Origin of the sequence: Mannheimia sp. USDA-ARS-USMARC-1261 (genome assembly GCF_000521605.1) — a bacterium.
GTDB classification, from domain to species: domain Bacteria; phylum Pseudomonadota; class Gammaproteobacteria; order Enterobacterales; family Pasteurellaceae; genus Mannheimia; species Mannheimia indoligenes.
Window position 1 is genome coordinate 1,743,921 of the sequence record NZ_CP006942.1, and the last position, 16,887, is coordinate 1,760,807.

A 16,887-nucleotide genomic window follows, 5' to 3' on the forward strand; every position below is an offset into this window, starting at 1 on the left:
CCAGTTGCAAGTGTTTTTTTAAACTTTTCGATCCAGATTACAAAAATAGATTTGTGAACAAGGTAAAGCTCTTGATTCATCAAATGGGTTAAGTGCATTAATTAACATTATTTTTTCATATTGCCCTAAATCAGCTTGAGTGATTTTCGTTAAATTCACTTTATTCTGTTCTAGTAATTGAGTTAATTGAGTGCCTTTCAACAAATAATCTTTCGGACTACACCAAACTCCATCTTTTAGAAAGAGTAAGTTACCAATGGAGCAATCACTCACATTGCCATTATTGATAATCACCACTTCTTCATTTTGCAAAATATTGAGTAAATCAAACCGCTTGCGATCGCTAAATTTTAAGTGATAATCCCAATTTTCCACCTCCACACAACGAAAACGTTCGACTTGTTTTGGCGAGTATGCAAAAAATTTTATCTCAAATTCGGAAGCATTATAATCAATTCGGCAACGTATTTTGCCTTGTTGATAAGCCTCTGGCACAACTAGAATCTGTGCCAGTGTAAAAGTTGGCTCACAGTCAAAATATTTTTGCACAGCTTGTTCAAAACGCTTCTGATGATAGTCCAAATTCTGAACTTTCCCATCAATAACCGAGAGAGTTTCAAAGAGTGGAAATTGGCACATAGACTTTCTCTAAAATTTCGTTATATTCATCTTCTAACACACTTTGTGAAGTAATTCCGCCGCCGCTGCGGAATAATAATCCATTTGCAGTTTGCTCGATGTAGCGAATTGCTACTGCACTTTCTAAACTTTTGCCATCGAAATAGCCAAAAATGCCCGTGTAGTAACCACGTTTACCTCGTTCTGCCTGCTGAATAATGGAAACCGTTTTCTCTTTTGGAGCCCCACTAATTGAGCCAGCTGGTAATAAAGCAGCTAAAATAGATCCAATATTTTCTTGCCAATTTTCAGCTAATTCACCGCAGATCTCAGAACTTGTCTGCAAAATCGCCCCGCGATGAGTGTGTACCTTCTCCGCATAACGATATTTTGTAACCTCAATATTTTTAGCAACTAAGGCGAGATCGTTTCGGATCAAATCTACAATAGTATTATGTTCAGTAAACTCTTTTTCAGAAGCCATTAATTTCTGCTCAGCATTTTCTTCGCTCGCATTAATCGTGCCTTTCATCGGGTAAGAAAAAATGCGGTTCTGCTCAATTCGCACAAAGCATTCGGGCGAAAAGCAGACAAATTGATCTTGCAGATAACATTTATATTTTGCCTTACTACTTGCAAAAATCTCCGCTAATGAATAATTGGTTTCAATGGCTGTTGGATAGCTTAAATTCAGCAAATAGCTATTACCGGCTTGAATTTCTTTCTTCACTAATTCAAAACCTGCTTGATATTCAGCAAAAGTAATTGGATTTGCTGAAAATTCAAAAGATTTAGCCACTTTTTCAAAGGTTTTTTCTGCATTCGATTTGCAAAAAAACTCAAAAAAAAGACCGCTTGTATGAGCCTCTTCGAGCGGAAAAATAAGCGGCTTTTCCTGCTCAAAATCAATTAAAAAGAAAAAAGGACGTTTGGCTCGCCCATATTGATTGGCTTTGTCTATAAAATCTTGCATAAAACTGAAATGCTTAATATTGGAAAGCTCTGTTATAATGCAAAGTAATAGTTTTGAAAAGCATTTTTTGAAAAAGGTTTTACCGATGAACACATCACTTAATATTGATGAAATTTGGATTTATATCGCTCTTGCAATTTGCGTGATAATGGGGATTTATCTGTTTTTCTTGAAATCACGTTATCAGCGAGATGCTTATGAATTAAGCCAAGATCTCGATATAATCACCACAAAATTCGAGCAAATTCAACAAAAGTATGAGGTTTTAGCCCAAGAAAAACATCAGCTGGAACAGTGGGCGGTGCAACAACAAACGAAATATGAAGCCGTAAGCGAACGCTTGAGTGAACGAGATGCTCAGCTACAACGTTTTCAACAAAAAATCGAGCTTGCTGAGCAGCAAGAAAATCAGCTGGAACGTTATATTAATGAGTTGAAAGAAAGAATAGGTTCTTCACACGCTAAAGCCGAGAGCTTGGAAGAACAGTTGCAATTTAGCCAGAGTTCCCTTTCGCAAAAAGAGCGAGAAAATCAATCGCTTTTTAGCCGCTTAAATGAGGTGCAAAATGAACTGACAGAACTACGCACTACGCTTTCAGAAAAACAGGCGAATTTTGAGCAGCAACAACGCAATTTTGTCGAGGTAAAACAACAGCTTAATATGGAATTCCAACATTTGGCTCAACAAATTTTGGAAGAGAAAAGTAAACGTTTTAGCGAAACCAATCAAAGTTCACTTGAGGCGTTGCTCAAACCGTTTAAAGAGCAAATTGAAGGCTTTCAAAAACGGGTGAATGAGGTGCATAGCGAATCGCTTAAAGGCTCGGCGAATTTAGAGGCGGAAATTAAGCGGGTGCTGCAAATTGGTGTATCAATGTCGGAAGAGGCACAAAACCTCGCCACCGCATTAAAAGGCAACAATAAAATTGCCGGCAACTGGGGAGAAGTGCAGTTAGAAAGTGCATTGCAATCGGCTGGCTTATTGGCGGGCGAGCATTATCAGGCACAAGAGAGTTTTCGAGATGAAGAAGGGCGACGTTTCGCCCCCGATTTTGTCGTACATCTGCCCGACCAAAAGCATCTGATTATTGACAGCAAGGTATCGTTAGTGGCTTACGATCAAGCGGTCAGATCCGAAGAAAATTGTGCGATTTCCCAAGCGTTAGACGAACATTGCCGTTCATTGAGAAATCATATCGAAGGGCTTTCCAAGAAAAATTACAGTGCCTTGTTAGGCGTGAAAAGCCCTGATTTTGTGCTAATGTTTGTGCCGATTGAGCCGGCGTATATTGAGGCGATGAAACACGATCCGCAGCTCTTCAATTTTGGCTACGAACGCAACGTGATTTTGGTTTCCTACACTACGCTAATGCCAATTTTACGCACGGTGGCGAACTTATGGCGAATTGAACGTGGCAACACAGAGGCACGAGAAATCAGCGAAAAAGCCGGTGAAATTTATAACCAAGTATGTGCGGTAGCAGACCGCTTAGCCAAATTAGGTAATACGCTGAACACAGCAAATAATCAATATAATCAAACAGTTACCTCACTCGTTGGGCGACAAGGCTTAATCGGTAAAGTGGAACGTTTTCAACATCTTTCCAGCAAAGCCAGCCAAATAATGCCGCAGGTGGAATTGCTGGAAAACGAGGCAGACACGATAAAACTAGAAATGGTGTCTAGGGAATTATTGGAAGAATAGTCAAATCTCCCCTAACCCCTCTTTATCTAAAGAGGGGGACGAGATCACCAAAATCCATAAATTCATCTTTCATCATTAAAAATCAATAGCCAGATGAATTGAATCTTCCCTCTGAATGATCACCCCTCTTTAGAAAAGAGGGGAGGGGGAGATTTGAAATAACAAAGAACCAACCAAATGCAAAAAAAACTATTAATCATCGACAACCACGACTCTTTCACATTCAACTTGGTGGATTTACTTCGCAAAATTCAAGTACCTGCCAAGGTGGTATTGGTGGAAGAGCTCAACCTAGACGAAGTGGAACAATTTAGCCATATTTTGATTTCCCCCGGCCCCGATGTGCCGAGGGCTTACCCACAAACCTTTGCGATGCTAGAACGCTATCATCAAAGCAAGTCTATTTTAGGCGTATGCTTAGGGCATCAAACCATTTGCGAATTTTTTGGTGGCACTTTGTATAATTTGAAAGATGTCCGCCACGGGCAGCAACGTACGTTAAGCCAAATTCAGCCTAATCCGATTTTTAACGGCTTACCGAATACCTTTCAGGTGGGCTTATATCACTCTTGGGGCATTTTGCAAAATTCTTTGGAAAAGACACCGCTTGTTGCCACCGCTGTTTGCGACCAAAACGTGTTGATGGCATTTAAACACCAAAATTTACCGATTTACGGCGTGCAATTTCATCCTGAATCCTTTATTACCGAATATGGGCTTCAAATTTTACAAAATTGGCTCGATATCTAGTCTTAGAGCAAGATTTTTAGCCGAAAATCCGCTATAATCTACCGATTATTTACCTCCTTTTTAAATTTCCTTTTTTTAATTTATAGAGGCGAAACATTTTTCGCCCCAATACTCAAGAGATAGTTTAAATGAAAGATTCCATCATTAATAAATTAGAAAGTTTAAGTGAACGCCACGAAGAGTTACAGGCGTTATTGGGTGATGCCTCTGTCATTTCCGACCAAGACAAATTCCGTGCTTATTCCAAAGAATATTCCCAATTAGAAGAAGTGGTTGGCACATTCAACCGCTGGAAAAAGTTAAACAGCGACATTGAAGACGCTCAATTACTTCTTGATGACCCAGATATAAAAGATATGGCAGCAGAAGAAATTGCCGAAAACAAAGCAGAAATTGAGAACCTTGAGCAACATTTACAAATTTTATTACTGCCAAAAGATCCGAACGATGAATATAATGCATTCCTAGAAATTCGTGCCGGCACAGGTGGTGATGAAGCAGGGATTTTCGCCGGCGATTTATACCGTATGTACAGCCGCTACGCTGAAAGTAAACGTTGGCGAATTGAAGAAATGTCGGCAAACGAAAGCGAACAAGGCGGATACAAAGAGATTATCGTCAAAATCAGCGGCGAAGGTGTTTACGGACAGCTTAAGTTTGAATCAGGCGGTCATCGTGTGCAACGTGTGCCGAAAACCGAATCACAAGGGCGTATTCACACCTCAGCCTGTACGGTTGCGGTAATGCCGGAACTGCCGGAAAGCGAAATGCCGGAAATTAATCCGTCTGACTTGCGTATTGATACCTACCGTTCATCGGGTGCAGGCGGTCAGCACGTTAATACCACCGACTCCGCGGTGCGTATTACCCATATTCCAACCGGCATTGTGGTGGAATGTCAAGACGAGCGTTCGCAACACAAAAACAAAGCTAAAGCAATGGCGGTGCTTGCCTCCCGCATCGTACAAGTGGAACAAGAACGCCAAGCGGCAGAACAAGCAGACACCCGCCGTAACTTACTCGGTTCGGGCGACCGTTCGGATAAAATCCGCACCTACAACTATCCACAAGGGCGTGTAACCGACCACCGTATCAACCTAACAGTTTACCGCTTAGACGAAGTAATGAACGGTAAAATTGATGAGCTGATTCAGCCGATTATTACTGAATACCAAGCGGATCAGTTGGCGGCGTTGTCGGATCAAAATTAAATTACAAGCGGTCAGATTTTGCATAATTTTTGTAAAATTTGACCGCTTGTGAACTAAAGAAAGAGGAATTTCAATATGAAAAAAATATTATTAGCCATAGCAACTACTCTACTTGCTGCTTGTAACAGCTTTATTAACTCAAGCCCTGCGGTAAAAAACGAAGTTATTACACCAATTACCGAGCATTTTGTTGGAGAGTGGGAATGTGCGATGAATGGTGTTGCAGCAACAACCAATAAAGTGAAATTGGGCAAAGATGGCAAAGCAAACTATCTTGGAAATGTAACGCTCCCTGCTGAAAACCCAATCTTTAACTATGCTCTTGAGCGTTCAGGCAGCTGGAAATTTGCAGATAACGCCTTAACTTATAACTTTACCCAGAGCAAAGTTTCTCGTGCTCACGCTGATGAAGTTCAAGCTAATTTACAAGCAAATCAAGAGTTACAAAGTTTAGAGCAGCAATATTTTGATGCATTAAACCAACAAACAAAAAAAGCAGGAAAAACCAAAGTAAGCCTTGCCGTAAGTAACTTTACAACCAAAGCATTTAGCATCGAACAGAAAGTTGCTGAAACTGTACGTTCGGGGAATTGTGTAAGGGTTTTATAATTTACATTGAGAATAGATCGATTTTTTAGCATATATTAATATGGAACCTAACTTCTCTTATCAATGGCAATTTGGCATAAAACCTAATACCTTAGCCAATCTCGTGGTTGCGGGTAGAAAGACTGCAACTTGTTCTGGTTATTGCTTTTATGCGTTAGAAAATCAACCGCTTCCACAAAAAGGTGAAAAACACATTGTATTAGACAGCCAAAATCAAGCTGTCGTGTGTATTCAGCTAAGTGAAGTCTTCATTGAACGCTTTAATGAAGTCACAGAAGAGTTTGCCCTTGCCGAAGGAGAAGGCGACTATCAATCTTGGAAAATTGCCCACCGCGATTTTTTTAAAGGGGAACTCGGCAAGGAGATTGATGAACACTTTGAAGTAGTTTGTGAACGGTTTTACGCGGTAAATATTTTCCCCAAAACTTACGCAGAATGGCTCACCTTCGCCGAACAAACATTGCTCGAAAATGCTGAAAATAACCCTTTTTTAGATGCTAAGTTCGACGTAAATTTGCTCCTACAAGCAGTTACAAAACGCACAAAATCAGCAATTTTTGCGTTTAGCGAAACTATCTTAACCGAAAATGAGCTAAAACAACTTGCCGAATACTTAGCAAGACGTGCAAACGGTGAACCAATGGCATATATTTTAGGCGAAAGGGAGTTTTGGTCGTTACCGTTAAAGGTTTCAACCGCAACTTTAATTCCCCGCCCTGATACGGAGCGATTGGTTGAGTTGGCGTTAGATTTTGCTTACAAGCGGTTAGAAAAGCAAAAAAATTTGCAAATTTTGGATTTAGGCACCGGTACTGGGGCAATTGCGTTGGCAATGGCAAGCGAGCTAGACGATAAAGCTGATATTATCGGGGTGGATTTTCAGTCTGAGGCAGTTAAACTTGCGGAAGAAAATCGCCAAAATCTTGGTTTAAATAACGTACGTTTTATACAAAGTGATTGGTTTTCTGCGATTAAAAATCAGCAGTTTGACTTGATTTTATCCAATCCGCCCTATATTGATGCAGAAGATGGAAATTTAACCGTAGGCGATGTACGTTTTGAACCTTTAACTGCTTTAGTTGCCGATAATCAAGGGTTGAGCGATTTGCAAAAAATTATTGAAAATGCACCGCTTTACTTAAAGCATCAAGGTACATTAATGTTGGAGCACGGCTGGCAGCAAGGCGAGCAGGTAAGAAATTTATTTGATCCAAATTTGTGGGAAAACATCACAACCGTTCAAGATTACGGTGGTAATGATAGAGTTACCCAAGCAATCCTAAAGTAAAGGCAGGAAATGGACGATATTATTGAAGAATTATTGAAAGAGTTGGCAGAGCCGAAAATTAAGATAAGCGATACCGAGTTGAAAAAGTTTCTCTATCGTGAAATCTTACGGCTTACCACGCTAATTGACGATACGGTAAATGAGCAACAAGTATTTGGGCAGATGTCTGCATTAACTAAAAAAGCTCGCTACAACGTCAATGGTGAAGGCGATGAAGAACGAATTAATCAACTGCTCCATTTAGTTTATAAAGAATGGGGATTTCATTGCTACTATGAAGACTATTTCCACACGGAAAATTTATTGCTGAATCAAGTCATCAAAAAACGTCGTGGAATGCCGGTTTCATTAGGAGCTGTGGTGCTTTATTTAGCCTCTGTGCTAGATTTACCTCTTTACCCTGTAAACTTCCCGACTCAATTAGTCTTAAGAGCGGAAATGAAACAGCCGAATGGGGCAACCAAAGTCCGCTTTATTAACCCGTGGAATGGCGAATTTATCAGCATTGAAATGCTCAATAAATGGCTGGAAGGTGAAATAGGCTTTGGTATGGAAGTTACTCCCGATCTTCTTAGAAGAGCCGAGCCACAAGAACTCCTTGAGCGGATTGAAACAGTGTTTAAAATGGCTCTTACCCGTGAAGGGAAATATGAGGAAACATTGCGTTTAATTGAGTACCGCTTAGCAATGAGCCCTGAAGATCCGTATGAAATTCGTGATCGTGGAATGGTATTAGCAAGTATGGATTGTTACCAAGCTGCGTTGGAAGATATTAATTATTTCATCGACCAATGCCCTGAAGACCCTTCCGCTGAAATTCTAAAAATGGAAGTCAAAGGCTTAGAACAAAAAAGCCAAGGAAGCGTGGTACATTAATTATTTAGAATTTATAAACAAGGAAACCCTATGACAGATAAAATCGTAAAAATTGGTAACATTGAAGTAGCGAACAACAAGCCATTTACCCTATTTGGTGGTATGAACGTGCTGGAAAGCCGTGATATGGCACTTAAAGTGTGTGAGCAGTATGTCGAAGTAACCCAAAAATTAAACGTCCCTTATGTATTTAAAGCCTCATTCGATAAAGCAAACCGTTCGTCAATCCACTCTTATCGTGGACCGGGTATGGAAGAGGGGTTAAAAATTTTCCAAGAGCTAAAACAGACTTTTGGGGTGAATATCATCACTGATGTCCACGAAATTTATCAGTGCAAGCCTGTAGCGGAAGTAGTGGATGTAATTCAACTTCCTGCATTCTTAGCCCGACAAACCGATTTAGTGGAAGCAATGGCTCGTACCGGTGCCGTGATTAATGTGAAAAAACCACAATTTTTAAGCCCGGGGCAAATGGGTAATATCGTGGAAAAAATTGCTGAATGCGGTAATGAAAACGTGATTCTTTGCGATCGTGGCACTAACTTTGGTTACGATAATCTAATTGTGGATATGCTTGGCTTCGGTATTATGAAAAAAGTGTCGAAAGGTTGCCCTGTGATTTTTGATGTAACCCATTCTTTACAATGTCGCGATCCGTTCGGTGCTGCTTCAGGCGGTCGTCGTGATCAGGTAACCGAACTTGCTCGTTCAGGTATGGCGATTGGTTTAGCAGGGCTTTTCTTAGAAGCTCATCCGGATCCAAACTCTGCAAAATGTGATGGTCCGTCAGCATTGCCGCTTTCTAAATTAGAAGCCTTTGTTTCACAAATGAAAGCGATTGATGATTTAGTGAAATCCTTTGCTGAAATCGATACTTCAAATTAACACCGTAGGGGCAAATTACAGTTTGCCCCTATAATTCACATTCCTACTCTGCGATTCTCCATTAATAAGGAAGAAGCTATGCTCAATATTGTTTTTCTTGACCGTACAGGTATTCCTGCCACTCACGAAATCCCTCGTCCTAGCTTTGCTCATACTTGGACGGAATACAATTCCACCACAGCCGAGCAAACCTTTGAGCGTGTGAAAGATGCCGATATTATTGTTACCAGCAAAGTGTTACTACAGCGTGATCTGCTGGCTAAATTACCCAAGTTAAAATTAATTGCGATCACAGCAACAGGTACAAATAATGTGGATTTAGAGGCAGCGAAAGCGTTTGGGATTACCGTTAAGAATGTAACAGGCTATTCAACCGTTACTGTGCCGGAACACGTGATTGGTATGATCTATTCCCTTAAACATCGTTTAGCCGATTATTACCGTGATTTGATTACTTCAGACTGCTGGGCAACTTGTGGACAATTCTGCTATGTCGATTATCCAATTCAGGATATTCAAGGCTCAACCTTAGGGATTTTCGGCAAAGGGAATATCGGTGCGGAAGTCGCTCGCCTTGCACAAGCGGTCGGAATGAAGGTGATTTTTGCAGAACATCAAGGAGCAACGGAAATTCGTGAAGGCTATACCGCTTTTGAAGAGGTATTTAAACAGGCGGATATTATTTCCCTACATTGCCCTTTAACCGATAAAACGAAAAATTTGATTAACGACGAAACCTTAGCCTTAATGAAACCAACGGCTTATATTATCAACACCGGGCGAGGTCCGTTAATTGATGAACAGGCACTTTTGAACGCACTTGAGCAAGGTAAAATTGCAGGTGCAGCACTTGATGTATTGGTAAAAGAGCCGCCAGAGAAAGATAATCCGCTAATACTTGCAGCAAGACGTTTACCGAATTTACTGATTACGCCCCACGTTGCGTGGGCAAGTGATTCTGCAGTTACGACACTCGTAAACAAAGTTACACAAAATATGGAAGAATTTGTAGCAACAGGTAAGTAAAAAACCGCTTGTATCGATCTATTTTTAGAAGAACCAAATGAATTTAACCCCTTTTTTTATTGCTTTTCGTTATTTTAGATCGAAAAGTGCAGACCGTTTCGGGCGGCTTGTAACCAACCTTGCAAGCCTTGGCATTGTGCTAGGTGTGATGGCGTTGGTCATTGTGCTATCGATTATGAACGGATTGGAAAATATGCAGAAAAATAATCTGCTTTCTACCTTACCACACGCCATTATTACGCCACAGGAAGGATATTTTTCCAAACAAGAAAAACTCACTTTACCTGCATTTGCCACGCAAAGTGTGGTGATTAACCGTGCGAACGTGGTCATTCAAAGCTCGGAAGGCATTAATGCCGGGCAGCTGATTGGTGTTGAAAATGCTACAGACGATCCGCTATTAGTTGATCAAAATGTGCCTCAATTATTGCCAACAGGTGAATTTAAGGTGCTGGTTGGTTCTCGTTTGGCTAATAAACTTAATTTAAACGTGGGTGATAAATTGCGGTTAATGATTACCGAAAACAGCCAATACACCCCAATGGGACGTGTACCGGTACAGCGTTTATTTGAAATTTCAGGCATTTACCACTCTAATCGTGAGGCGAGCGAATTTACGCTATTTGCCAATTTAGCTGATGTCGGCAGATTACTGAGAATTACCGAAGATCAAGTACAAGGCGTACGTTTGTATCTGCAAGATCCCTTCCAAGTTACCGAACTTGGCAACCATTTTGATGCAGAACGTTACAAAATCAGCGATTGGCGTGAACAAAAAGGCGAATTTTTCCAAGCGGTAAAAATGGAAAAAAATATGATGGGCTTGTTGATTAGTTTGATTATTGTGGTTGCTATTTCAAACATTGTTACCTCATTGAGCCTAATGGTGGTAGATAAACAGGGCGAGATTGCAATTTTGCAAACACAAGGCTTAACTAAAAAACAAGTAATGCAGATTTTTGTATTTCAAGGAGCGATTGTGGGCGTGATTGGCTCAATTATCGGTGGATTGCTTGGCGTGCTGGTAGTGTCTAATTTGGATCAGATTATTCTCTTACTCAACCCGACAATTCATTTACCAACCTTGATTTCAGGTACACAAATTGCGGTGATTGTAGGCATTTCGATTTTACTTTCGCTACTTTGTACCATTTACCCGGCATATCGAGCCTCAAAAATTGAGCCAGCTCAGGCATTAAGATACGAATAAATAACGGAAATAAAATGACAGAATTACTTCGCTGTGAAAATATCAGCAAATTTTATGATGAAGGTGAACAAAAAGTTCAAGTGCTAAAAGATGTTTCGTTTTCGATGAATGAAGGTGAGTTAGTGGCGATTGTCGGTAGCTCCGGTTCAGGTAAAAGTACCTTATTGCATACGCTTGGTGGGCTAGATCAACCCAGTTCAGGCGAAGTGTGGGTGCGTGGACAGTCGTTACAACATTTAAGCTCTGATAAATTAGCCTTATTGCGTAACCAAAACTTGGGATTTGTTTATCAGTTTCATCACTTAATGGCAGATTTTTCCGCTCTTGAAAACGTGATGATGCCAATGTTAATTGGCAAGCAGAATAAAACCGAAGCGGCAAATCGAGCGGAAAAAATGCTACAAGCGGTCGGATTAGCTCATCGAATGACACATCGTCCGTCAGCACTTTCAGGCGGTGAACGCCAACGTGTGGCGATTGCTCGAGCGTTGGTAAACAACCCTGCTTTAGTGCTTGCTGATGAGCCAACCGGCAACCTCGACCAAAAAACGACCGAAAGCATTTTTGAGCTGATTCAACAGCTCAACCAAGAGCAAAACATTGCCTTTTTATTGGTTACGCACGATTTAAACCTTGCGAATAAACTTTCACGCAGCCTTGTAATGCGAGATGGGGTACTAAGCGAGGGAAGCTTATGAGTACGCCCTTTTTTATTAGCTGGCGTTACCAACAGGGCAAACAGAAAAACCGACTGGTTTCGCTGATTTCTTGGTTTTCAAGTATCGGTATTGCACTCGGCGTGGCAGTGTTGATTATCGGGCTAAGTGCGATGAATGGTTTTGAGCGTGAGCTGAATAACCGTGTACTTTCAGTTGTGCCACACGCAGAGCTGGTTTCGTTTCGGGGTAATCAAGCCCACCCCATTGCAGATAGCCAAAAACTAGAAGCATTGGTAAAAAAATCGGAAAATATCACCGCTAGCTCCCCTTTTGTGAGCTTCACTGCCTTAATTGAAAACGGTTCACAGCTTAAAATTGCACAGGTGAGAGGGGTAGATCCACACAAACAAGATCAGGTGAGCAAACTCAGCCAATTTATTCCGGCGGAACAGTGGCAGGCTTTTACTGCTCAGTTTAAAGCTGATGAAGATGGCTTAATTCTTGGAGCAGGTATTGCAAAAGCCCTCGAAGTAGAAGCCGGCGATGAGGTAACATTACTGATTCCCCAACCGACGGAAGACGGCAAATTAGCTCAACCTCTGCGTTTTAATATGCCTGTTACCGGGGTGTTACGCTTAGATGGTCAGTTAGATCATAGCTATGCATTAATTCCGCTCAATAAAGCCCAAGAGCCGATGGAATATCAGCCAAATCAAGTTTCAGGTATTGAAATGAGTTTAAGCAATCCATTTGCGGTGCAAAGCCTTGCGATGCCCCAGCTTAATGGTTATCCGCAGCCACTTTATTTAAATACTTGGATCGAAAAATTCGGCTATATGTATAACGATATTCAGTTGGTTCGTACGGTAATGTATATCGCAATGGTGCTCGTCATTGGTGTTGCTTGCTTCAACATTATCTCTACGCTAATTATGGCAGTAAAAGATAAGCAAGGCGATATTGCAATTATGCGAACACTTGGGGCAAACAATGGCTTTATCCGCCGAATTTTCTTATGGTATGGTTTACTTTCGGGTATGAAAGGGGCTGTATTCGGTATTATTTTAGGCGTAATTTTATCGCTAAATTTGACCGCTATCATTAAAGCAATTGAAGGCTTCTTCGGCGTAAAATTACTTTCAGACGGCGTTTATTTTGTTGATTTCCTACCGAGTGAATTACATTGGCAAGATGTCGGCTATGTACTCATTGCAACTATTGTATTAAGTTTGTTTGCCAGCCTTTACCCAGCTAATCGAGCAACGAAACTAGAACCAGCGAAAGTGTTAAGCGGACACTAAAAAGAAAACAAAAAAGTGGCTAAATAATTAGCCACTTTTTTTCGTTTATTATGGATTAAACGGGAAGAACATAGGAATAAAAATCACGCCTAAAATCCAGAATATAATATTGAGCGGTAAGCCAATCTTGATAAAATCACTAAATTTATAGCCACCTGCCCCATAAACCATCGTATTAGTTTGATAACCAACCGGTGTCATAAAGCTGGTTGCCGCTGCAAACATTACTGCAATAATAAATGGCGAGGCATCAACACCTAAAACTTGAGCCGTTGAAATTGCTATTGGTGTTAGTAACACGGCAGTGCCGGCATTACTCATAAATTCCGTTAATACCGAAGTAAGTAGGTAAAGCACCGCAAGCACCACTAACGGACCAAAATGCCCTACTTTGCCAAGCGTATTATCTACAATAAATTGAGCAGCTCCACTGTTTGCCATAGCCTCTCCAAGGGGAAGTAAACCGGCAATTACTAAAATAATTTTCCAGTCAATGGATTGGTAAGCTTCATCTGCCGTTAAACAACCCGCTAAACACATTGCAACCGCACCAACTAGAGAACTTATCGCAATAGGTACAATGCCGATTGCTGCTGTACCAACTACACCAACCATTACCCATAAGGCAAATTTGGCACGCCAAGATTCTTCTGTTTTCACTAAATCAGAAGAGAGTACGATAAAATCTTTATCTTTGCGTAAATCGTCCATATCTTCTTTTGGTAACGTTAATAACAGGATATCCCCCATTTTAAAGCTGATACCACGCAAACGCTCTCTAATGACTCGGCTACGACGCTGCAATCCTAATACGGTAGCATCTTTATTCCAACGTTGTTGTAAAATCGGAATTGTGCCCCCCACCCAACGTGAAGTTGGGGAAATCATCACTTCTGCTATCATTAAATCATCAAAATCATCTTCATCAAGATCTCGGCGACCATAAACAACGTGATGTAAGCCATATTTTTCACGTGCACCTGATAAATCTGCCGATTCTCCACGCAGTAATATAATGTCGTGTTTCTGTAATATTTGATGGCTTGGAGTAGATAAACGTTCCCCATTTCGTAGTAAACCTACAGCAAACAAACTAAATTCTTCAATTAAACCAGATTCGGCTAAACTCTTACCAATTAAAACAGAATTTTTATTTACTTTTAATTCAGAGACATATTTACCAAATCCTACCCCTTCTTCAAGTTGCAAGCGTGATTCAGGTAATAAGAAGCGACTGGTCAATAATAAATAAACCGTACCAACTAAGAAGAAAATAATCCCTAAAGGAGCAAATTCAAACATTCCGAAGCCTGAATGCCCTTGATTTTGTGCAATGGAGTTTACCAATAAATTAGTTGATGTCCCAATCAGAGTACAAACCCCAGCCATTTGGGAAGCAAAAGATAAAGGAATTAAGGATTTAGACGGTGCGAGATTAATATTTTGTGATGCTGCAATCACGATTGGAATTAATACCGCAACGACTGCTGTATTATTCACAAAAGGCGAAATTGCCGCATTTACGCCACATAATACCAATATGAATACCCAAGGCGTTTTAACTTTTGCCAGTAAGCCACCGATGCTATCTAATGCTCCACTATTCTGTAAACCTGCCGCTAACACAAACATTGCGGTAACAGCAACTGTTGCCGAATTTGAAAATCCACTTAATGCGGATTTAGTATCAATTTGCCCTAATAATACTAATGACGATAAAACTAAAACAGCAACCGCATCCATACGAATTTTTTCAGTTGCAAATAAAAACACCGCAATAAAAGTTACTGCCAGTGTTACTACAATATCCCAAGACATCCTTTTACTCCAACTTTAATATAAATAAGAGCTGCAATCATAAATCAAGCTATTGTGTTTGTCTCTAAATTTTATTAACTTAAAAATAACAAAAAAGCTGATTATACAAATAATCAGCTCTCTATTTCTCATTGATTAACCACGATATTTCTGGTGTTGCTTAACTGCCTTACGAATTTGACGAATATTGGTTCGACGACGATTTGCAGTTACATCCACTTTTGTTTCAGTTTCAGGCTCTAGCCCAACCAATTCACGCAAGTAATTGACCTGCTCAAGCCCCATCTCTTCCCAGCCGCCACGCGGTAAGCCTTTATCTAATTTAATGTTACCGTAACGAATACGGATTAAACGGCTCACTTCCACCCCTTGTGATTCCCACAAGCGGCGAACTTCACGGTTACGCCCTTCGGTTAAAGTTACATCAAACCATTGGTTTAAGCCGGTTCCGCCAACTACTTTAATTTGCTTAAAGTTAGCCGGACCGTCTTCCAACTGCACACCTTTGCGTAAGCGTTGCAACATTGCATCGTCAATATTGCCGAACACACGCACTGAATATTCACGCTCCACTTCACGGCTTGGGTGCATTAAACGGTTAGCAAGCTCGCCATCTGTAGTAAAGAGTAATAATCCCGAAGTGTTAATATCTAAACGCCCAACTGCAATCCAACGAGCCCCCGTTAAACGAGGTAAGCGATCGAACACCGTTGCTCGTCCTTCAGGATCTGAACGTGTACATAACTCCCCTTCCGGTTTGTAGTACATCAACACTCGGCAAACCTCTTTTTGAGCAGGCATTAAATTCACTAAATGCCCATCAATACGGATTTTGGTAGAAGAACTCACTTGCACACGGTCGCCCAAAGTAGCAATTTTTCCGTCTACACTCACACGCCCGCTAGCAATAATCTCTTCCAACTCTCGGCGAGACCCCTGCCCTGCTCGAGCTAAGATTTTTTGTAGCTTTTCGCCCACTACCTTGGCTTTTTTCTCTTGAGATACCGTCTCACTAGCGGTTGTTTTTTCCACTTTTTTTGCAACTCTCACCGTTAATGGCTTAGAAGTTGGACGTTGTGGTTTTTCTGAGGTTTTACCGAATTTGCGTTCAGATTTCTCATTTAATTTCGGCTCGCCTTTTTTGAAAGATGGACGATTATCCGCGTTTCTCTCTGAGCGGAAAGTATGGCTTGGTTTCTTTTGAAAAGTTGTCATAAAGTTCCTTTTGTCGCTTTCACAAGCGTCTGAATTTTAGTAGATCTCCCTTTATGGGAGATAGGGTAATTTTAATTAAACGGCGTTGGATCGCCCGAACCTTCTCGGATAACGACCGGAGCATCTTCGGTTAAATCAATCACAGTTGTCGGTTGTTGCCCTAAATAACCGCCGTGAATGATTAGATCGACCCTATGCTCTAATTGCATACGAATTTCATCAGGGTCAGATTCCGTCATTTCAGTATCAGGCAACATCAACGAGCAAGAAAGAATTGGCTCACCGAGTGCCGCAATTAAAGCTAACGCAATCGCATTATTCGGCACACGAATTCCCACCGTTTTACGCTTTGTCATCAATCTACGAGGCAACTCTTTGGTTGCAGGCAGAATAAAAGTATAAGGGTTTGGCGTGTTATTTTTAATTAAGCGATAGGCTTGATTATTCACTAACGCATAAATAGAAAGTTCAGATAGATCACTACAAACTAAGGTGAAATTATGATTTTCCGGCAATTTACGAATTGCGACAATTCTATCCATTGCGTGCTTATCGCCCATCGCACAACCTAAAGCATAGCCTGAATCGGTTGGATAAACAATCACACCGCCATCTTTAATAATTTCTACCGCTTGATTAATTAATCGTTGCTGTGGATTATCGGGGTGAATATAAAAAAATTGCGTAGTCATCGTCTTCACGCCTTTCGCTTGATAAAAATTGGGCTAATTATACACCAATAT

General features: G+C 40.8%; 16 protein-coding genes and 1 pseudogene. 12 read left to right on the top strand and 5 right to left on the bottom strand.

Translation table 11 applies throughout. The annotated features are described in order from the left end of the window. Nucleotides 1–18: 18 nt before the first annotated feature. Nucleotides 19–639 (bottom strand): aminotransferase class IV family protein, encoded by a 621-nt coding sequence (locus X781_RS08395; protein ID WP_025236436.1) that lies wholly within the window; start codon nt 637–639, stop codon nt 19–21. Continuing rightward, the gene (locus X781_RS08400) at nt 617–1,591 is read right to left on the bottom strand and encodes an aminodeoxychorismate synthase component I (RefSeq protein WP_025236437.1); all 975 of its coding nucleotides are present in this window, start codon (nt 1,589–1,591) and stop codon (nt 617–619) included. The genes X781_RS08395 and X781_RS08400 overlap by 23 nt, the downstream gene beginning before the upstream one ends. Before the next feature lie 85 nt (nt 1,592–1,676). Between X781_RS08400 and rmuC the strand changes: the two genes are divergently transcribed. The 12 genes and pseudogenes from rmuC (at nt 1,677) to lolE (ending at nt 13,111) form a co-directional block, all read left to right on the top strand. Beyond that, a complete protein-coding gene (rmuC, locus tag X781_RS08405; protein ID WP_038644155.1) occupies nt 1,677–3,296 on the top strand; it encodes a DNA recombination protein RmuC in 1,620 nt (539 codons plus the stop codon). A 177-nt stretch (nt 3,297–3,473) separates the two neighbouring features. Next, nucleotides 3,474–4,046 (top strand): anthranilate synthase component II, encoded by a 573-nt coding sequence (locus X781_RS08410; RefSeq protein ID WP_025236439.1) that lies wholly within the window; start codon nt 3,474–3,476, stop codon nt 4,044–4,046. A 128-nt stretch (nt 4,047–4,174) separates the two neighbouring features. After that, nucleotides 4,175–5,257 (top strand): peptide chain release factor 1, encoded by a 1,083-nt coding sequence (gene prfA / locus X781_RS08415; RefSeq protein WP_025236440.1) that lies wholly within the window; start codon nt 4,175–4,177, stop codon nt 5,255–5,257. A gap of 75 nt (nt 5,258–5,332) precedes the next feature. Further along, a complete protein-coding gene (locus X781_RS08420; RefSeq protein ID WP_025236441.1) occupies nt 5,333–5,866 on the top strand; it encodes a hypothetical protein in 534 nt (177 codons plus the stop codon). A 40-nt stretch (nt 5,867–5,906) separates the two neighbouring features. Then, nucleotides 5,907–6,209 (top strand): annotated as a pseudogene (locus X781_RS12530) (ASCH domain-containing protein); the annotation flags it as partial. A gap of 69 nt (nt 6,210–6,278) precedes the next feature. Beyond that, entirely contained in the window at nt 6,279–7,154 is an 876-nt protein-coding gene (prmC, locus tag X781_RS08425) for a peptide chain release factor N(5)-glutamine methyltransferase (protein WP_038644157.1), read from the top strand. 9 nt (nt 7,155–7,163) lie between these two features. Then, the gene (locus X781_RS08430) at nt 7,164–8,030 is read left to right on the top strand and encodes a SirB1 family protein (RefSeq protein ID WP_025236443.1); all 867 of its coding nucleotides are present in this window, start codon (nt 7,164–7,166) and stop codon (nt 8,028–8,030) included. Between the two features lie 30 nt (nt 8,031–8,060). Next, nucleotides 8,061–8,915: a 3-deoxy-8-phosphooctulonate synthase gene (gene kdsA / locus X781_RS08435; protein ID WP_025236444.1), complete on the top strand. Its 855-nt coding sequence runs from the start codon at nt 8,061–8,063 to the stop codon at nt 8,913–8,915. Nucleotides 8,916–8,993: 78 nt separating this feature from the next. Next, on the top strand, nt 8,994–9,941 hold the full coding sequence (locus X781_RS08440; protein WP_025236445.1) for a 2-hydroxyacid dehydrogenase: 948 nt from the start codon (nt 8,994–8,996) through the stop codon (nt 9,939–9,941). A gap of 37 nt (nt 9,942–9,978) precedes the next feature. After that, a complete protein-coding gene (locus X781_RS08445) occupies nt 9,979–11,151 on the top strand; it encodes a lipoprotein-releasing ABC transporter permease subunit (RefSeq protein WP_025236446.1) in 1,173 nt (390 codons plus the stop codon). A 14-nt stretch (nt 11,152–11,165) separates the two neighbouring features. Then, nucleotides 11,166–11,849, top strand: coding sequence for a lipoprotein-releasing ABC transporter ATP-binding protein LolD (gene lolD, locus X781_RS08450; RefSeq protein WP_025236447.1), 684 nt, complete (start codon nt 11,166–11,168; stop codon nt 11,847–11,849). Further along, nucleotides 11,846–13,111 carry a lipoprotein-releasing ABC transporter permease subunit LolE gene (lolE, locus tag X781_RS08455; RefSeq protein WP_025236448.1) on the top strand — a complete coding sequence of 422 codons (1,266 nt, stop codon included), beginning with the start codon at nt 11,846–11,848 and terminating at the stop codon, nt 13,109–13,111. Before lolD ends, lolE begins: the two co-directional genes overlap by 4 nt. A 48-nt stretch (nt 13,112–13,159) precedes the next feature. On the opposite strand, the gene X781_RS08460 is transcribed toward lolE, so the two are convergent. The 3 genes from X781_RS08460 to X781_RS08470 all read right to left on the bottom strand — a co-directional run bounded on the left by X781_RS08460 (nt 13,160) and on the right by X781_RS08470 (nt 16,836). Next, nucleotides 13,160–14,929: an SLC13 family permease gene (locus X781_RS08460; RefSeq protein ID WP_025236449.1), complete on the bottom strand. Its 1,770-nt coding sequence runs from the start codon at nt 14,927–14,929 to the stop codon at nt 13,160–13,162. 135 nt (nt 14,930–15,064) lie between these two features. Then, on the bottom strand, nt 15,065–16,144 hold the full coding sequence (rluB, locus tag X781_RS08465) for a 23S rRNA pseudouridine(2605) synthase RluB (RefSeq protein WP_081732115.1): 1,080 nt from the start codon (nt 16,142–16,144) through the stop codon (nt 15,065–15,067). Nucleotides 16,145–16,215: 71 nt separating this feature from the next. Continuing rightward, nucleotides 16,216–16,836 carry an L-threonylcarbamoyladenylate synthase gene (locus tag X781_RS08470; RefSeq protein ID WP_025236451.1) on the bottom strand — a complete coding sequence of 207 codons (621 nt, stop codon included), beginning with the start codon at nt 16,834–16,836 and terminating at the stop codon, nt 16,216–16,218. Nucleotides 16,837–16,887: the final 51 nt, after the last annotated feature.

Excerpts from the sequence above, each read along its gene's own strand:
- rluB (WP_081732115.1), bottom strand. The coding sequence starts at position 16,144 with ATGACAACTTTTCAAAAGAAACCAAGCCATACTTTCCGCTCAGAGAGA.
- X781_RS08440 (WP_025236445.1), top strand. The coding sequence starts at position 8,994 with ATGCTCAATATTGTTTTTCTTGACCGTACAGGTATTCCTGCCACTCAC.
- rmuC (WP_038644155.1), top strand. The coding sequence starts at position 1,677 with ATGAACACATCACTTAATATTGATGAAATTTGGATTTATATCGCTCTT.
- X781_RS08410 (WP_025236439.1), top strand. The coding sequence starts at position 3,474 with ATGCAAAAAAAACTATTAATCATCGACAACCACGACTCTTTCACATTC.
- X781_RS08470 (WP_025236451.1), bottom strand. The coding sequence starts at position 16,836 with ATGACTACGCAATTTTTTTATATTCACCCCGATAATCCACAGCAACGA.
- lolD (WP_025236447.1), top strand. The coding sequence starts at position 11,166 with ATGACAGAATTACTTCGCTGTGAAAATATCAGCAAATTTTATGATGAA.
- X781_RS08445 (WP_025236446.1), top strand. The coding sequence starts at position 9,979 with ATGAATTTAACCCCTTTTTTTATTGCTTTTCGTTATTTTAGATCGAAA.
- prfA (WP_025236440.1), top strand. The coding sequence starts at position 4,175 with ATGAAAGATTCCATCATTAATAAATTAGAAAGTTTAAGTGAACGCCAC.
- kdsA (WP_025236444.1), top strand. The coding sequence starts at position 8,061 with ATGACAGATAAAATCGTAAAAATTGGTAACATTGAAGTAGCGAACAAC.
- X781_RS08395 (WP_025236436.1), bottom strand. The coding sequence starts at position 639 with ATGTGCCAATTTCCACTCTTTGAAACTCTCTCGGTTATTGATGGGAAA.
- X781_RS08400 (WP_025236437.1), bottom strand. The coding sequence starts at position 1,591 with ATGCAAGATTTTATAGACAAAGCCAATCAATATGGGCGAGCCAAACGT.
- X781_RS08460 (WP_025236449.1), bottom strand. The coding sequence starts at position 14,929 with ATGTCTTGGGATATTGTAGTAACACTGGCAGTAACTTTTATTGCGGTG.
- X781_RS08430 (WP_025236443.1), top strand. The coding sequence starts at position 7,164 with ATGGACGATATTATTGAAGAATTATTGAAAGAGTTGGCAGAGCCGAAA.
- lolE (WP_025236448.1), top strand. The coding sequence starts at position 11,846 with ATGAGTACGCCCTTTTTTATTAGCTGGCGTTACCAACAGGGCAAACAG.
- X781_RS08420 (WP_025236441.1), top strand. The coding sequence starts at position 5,333 with ATGAAAAAAATATTATTAGCCATAGCAACTACTCTACTTGCTGCTTGT.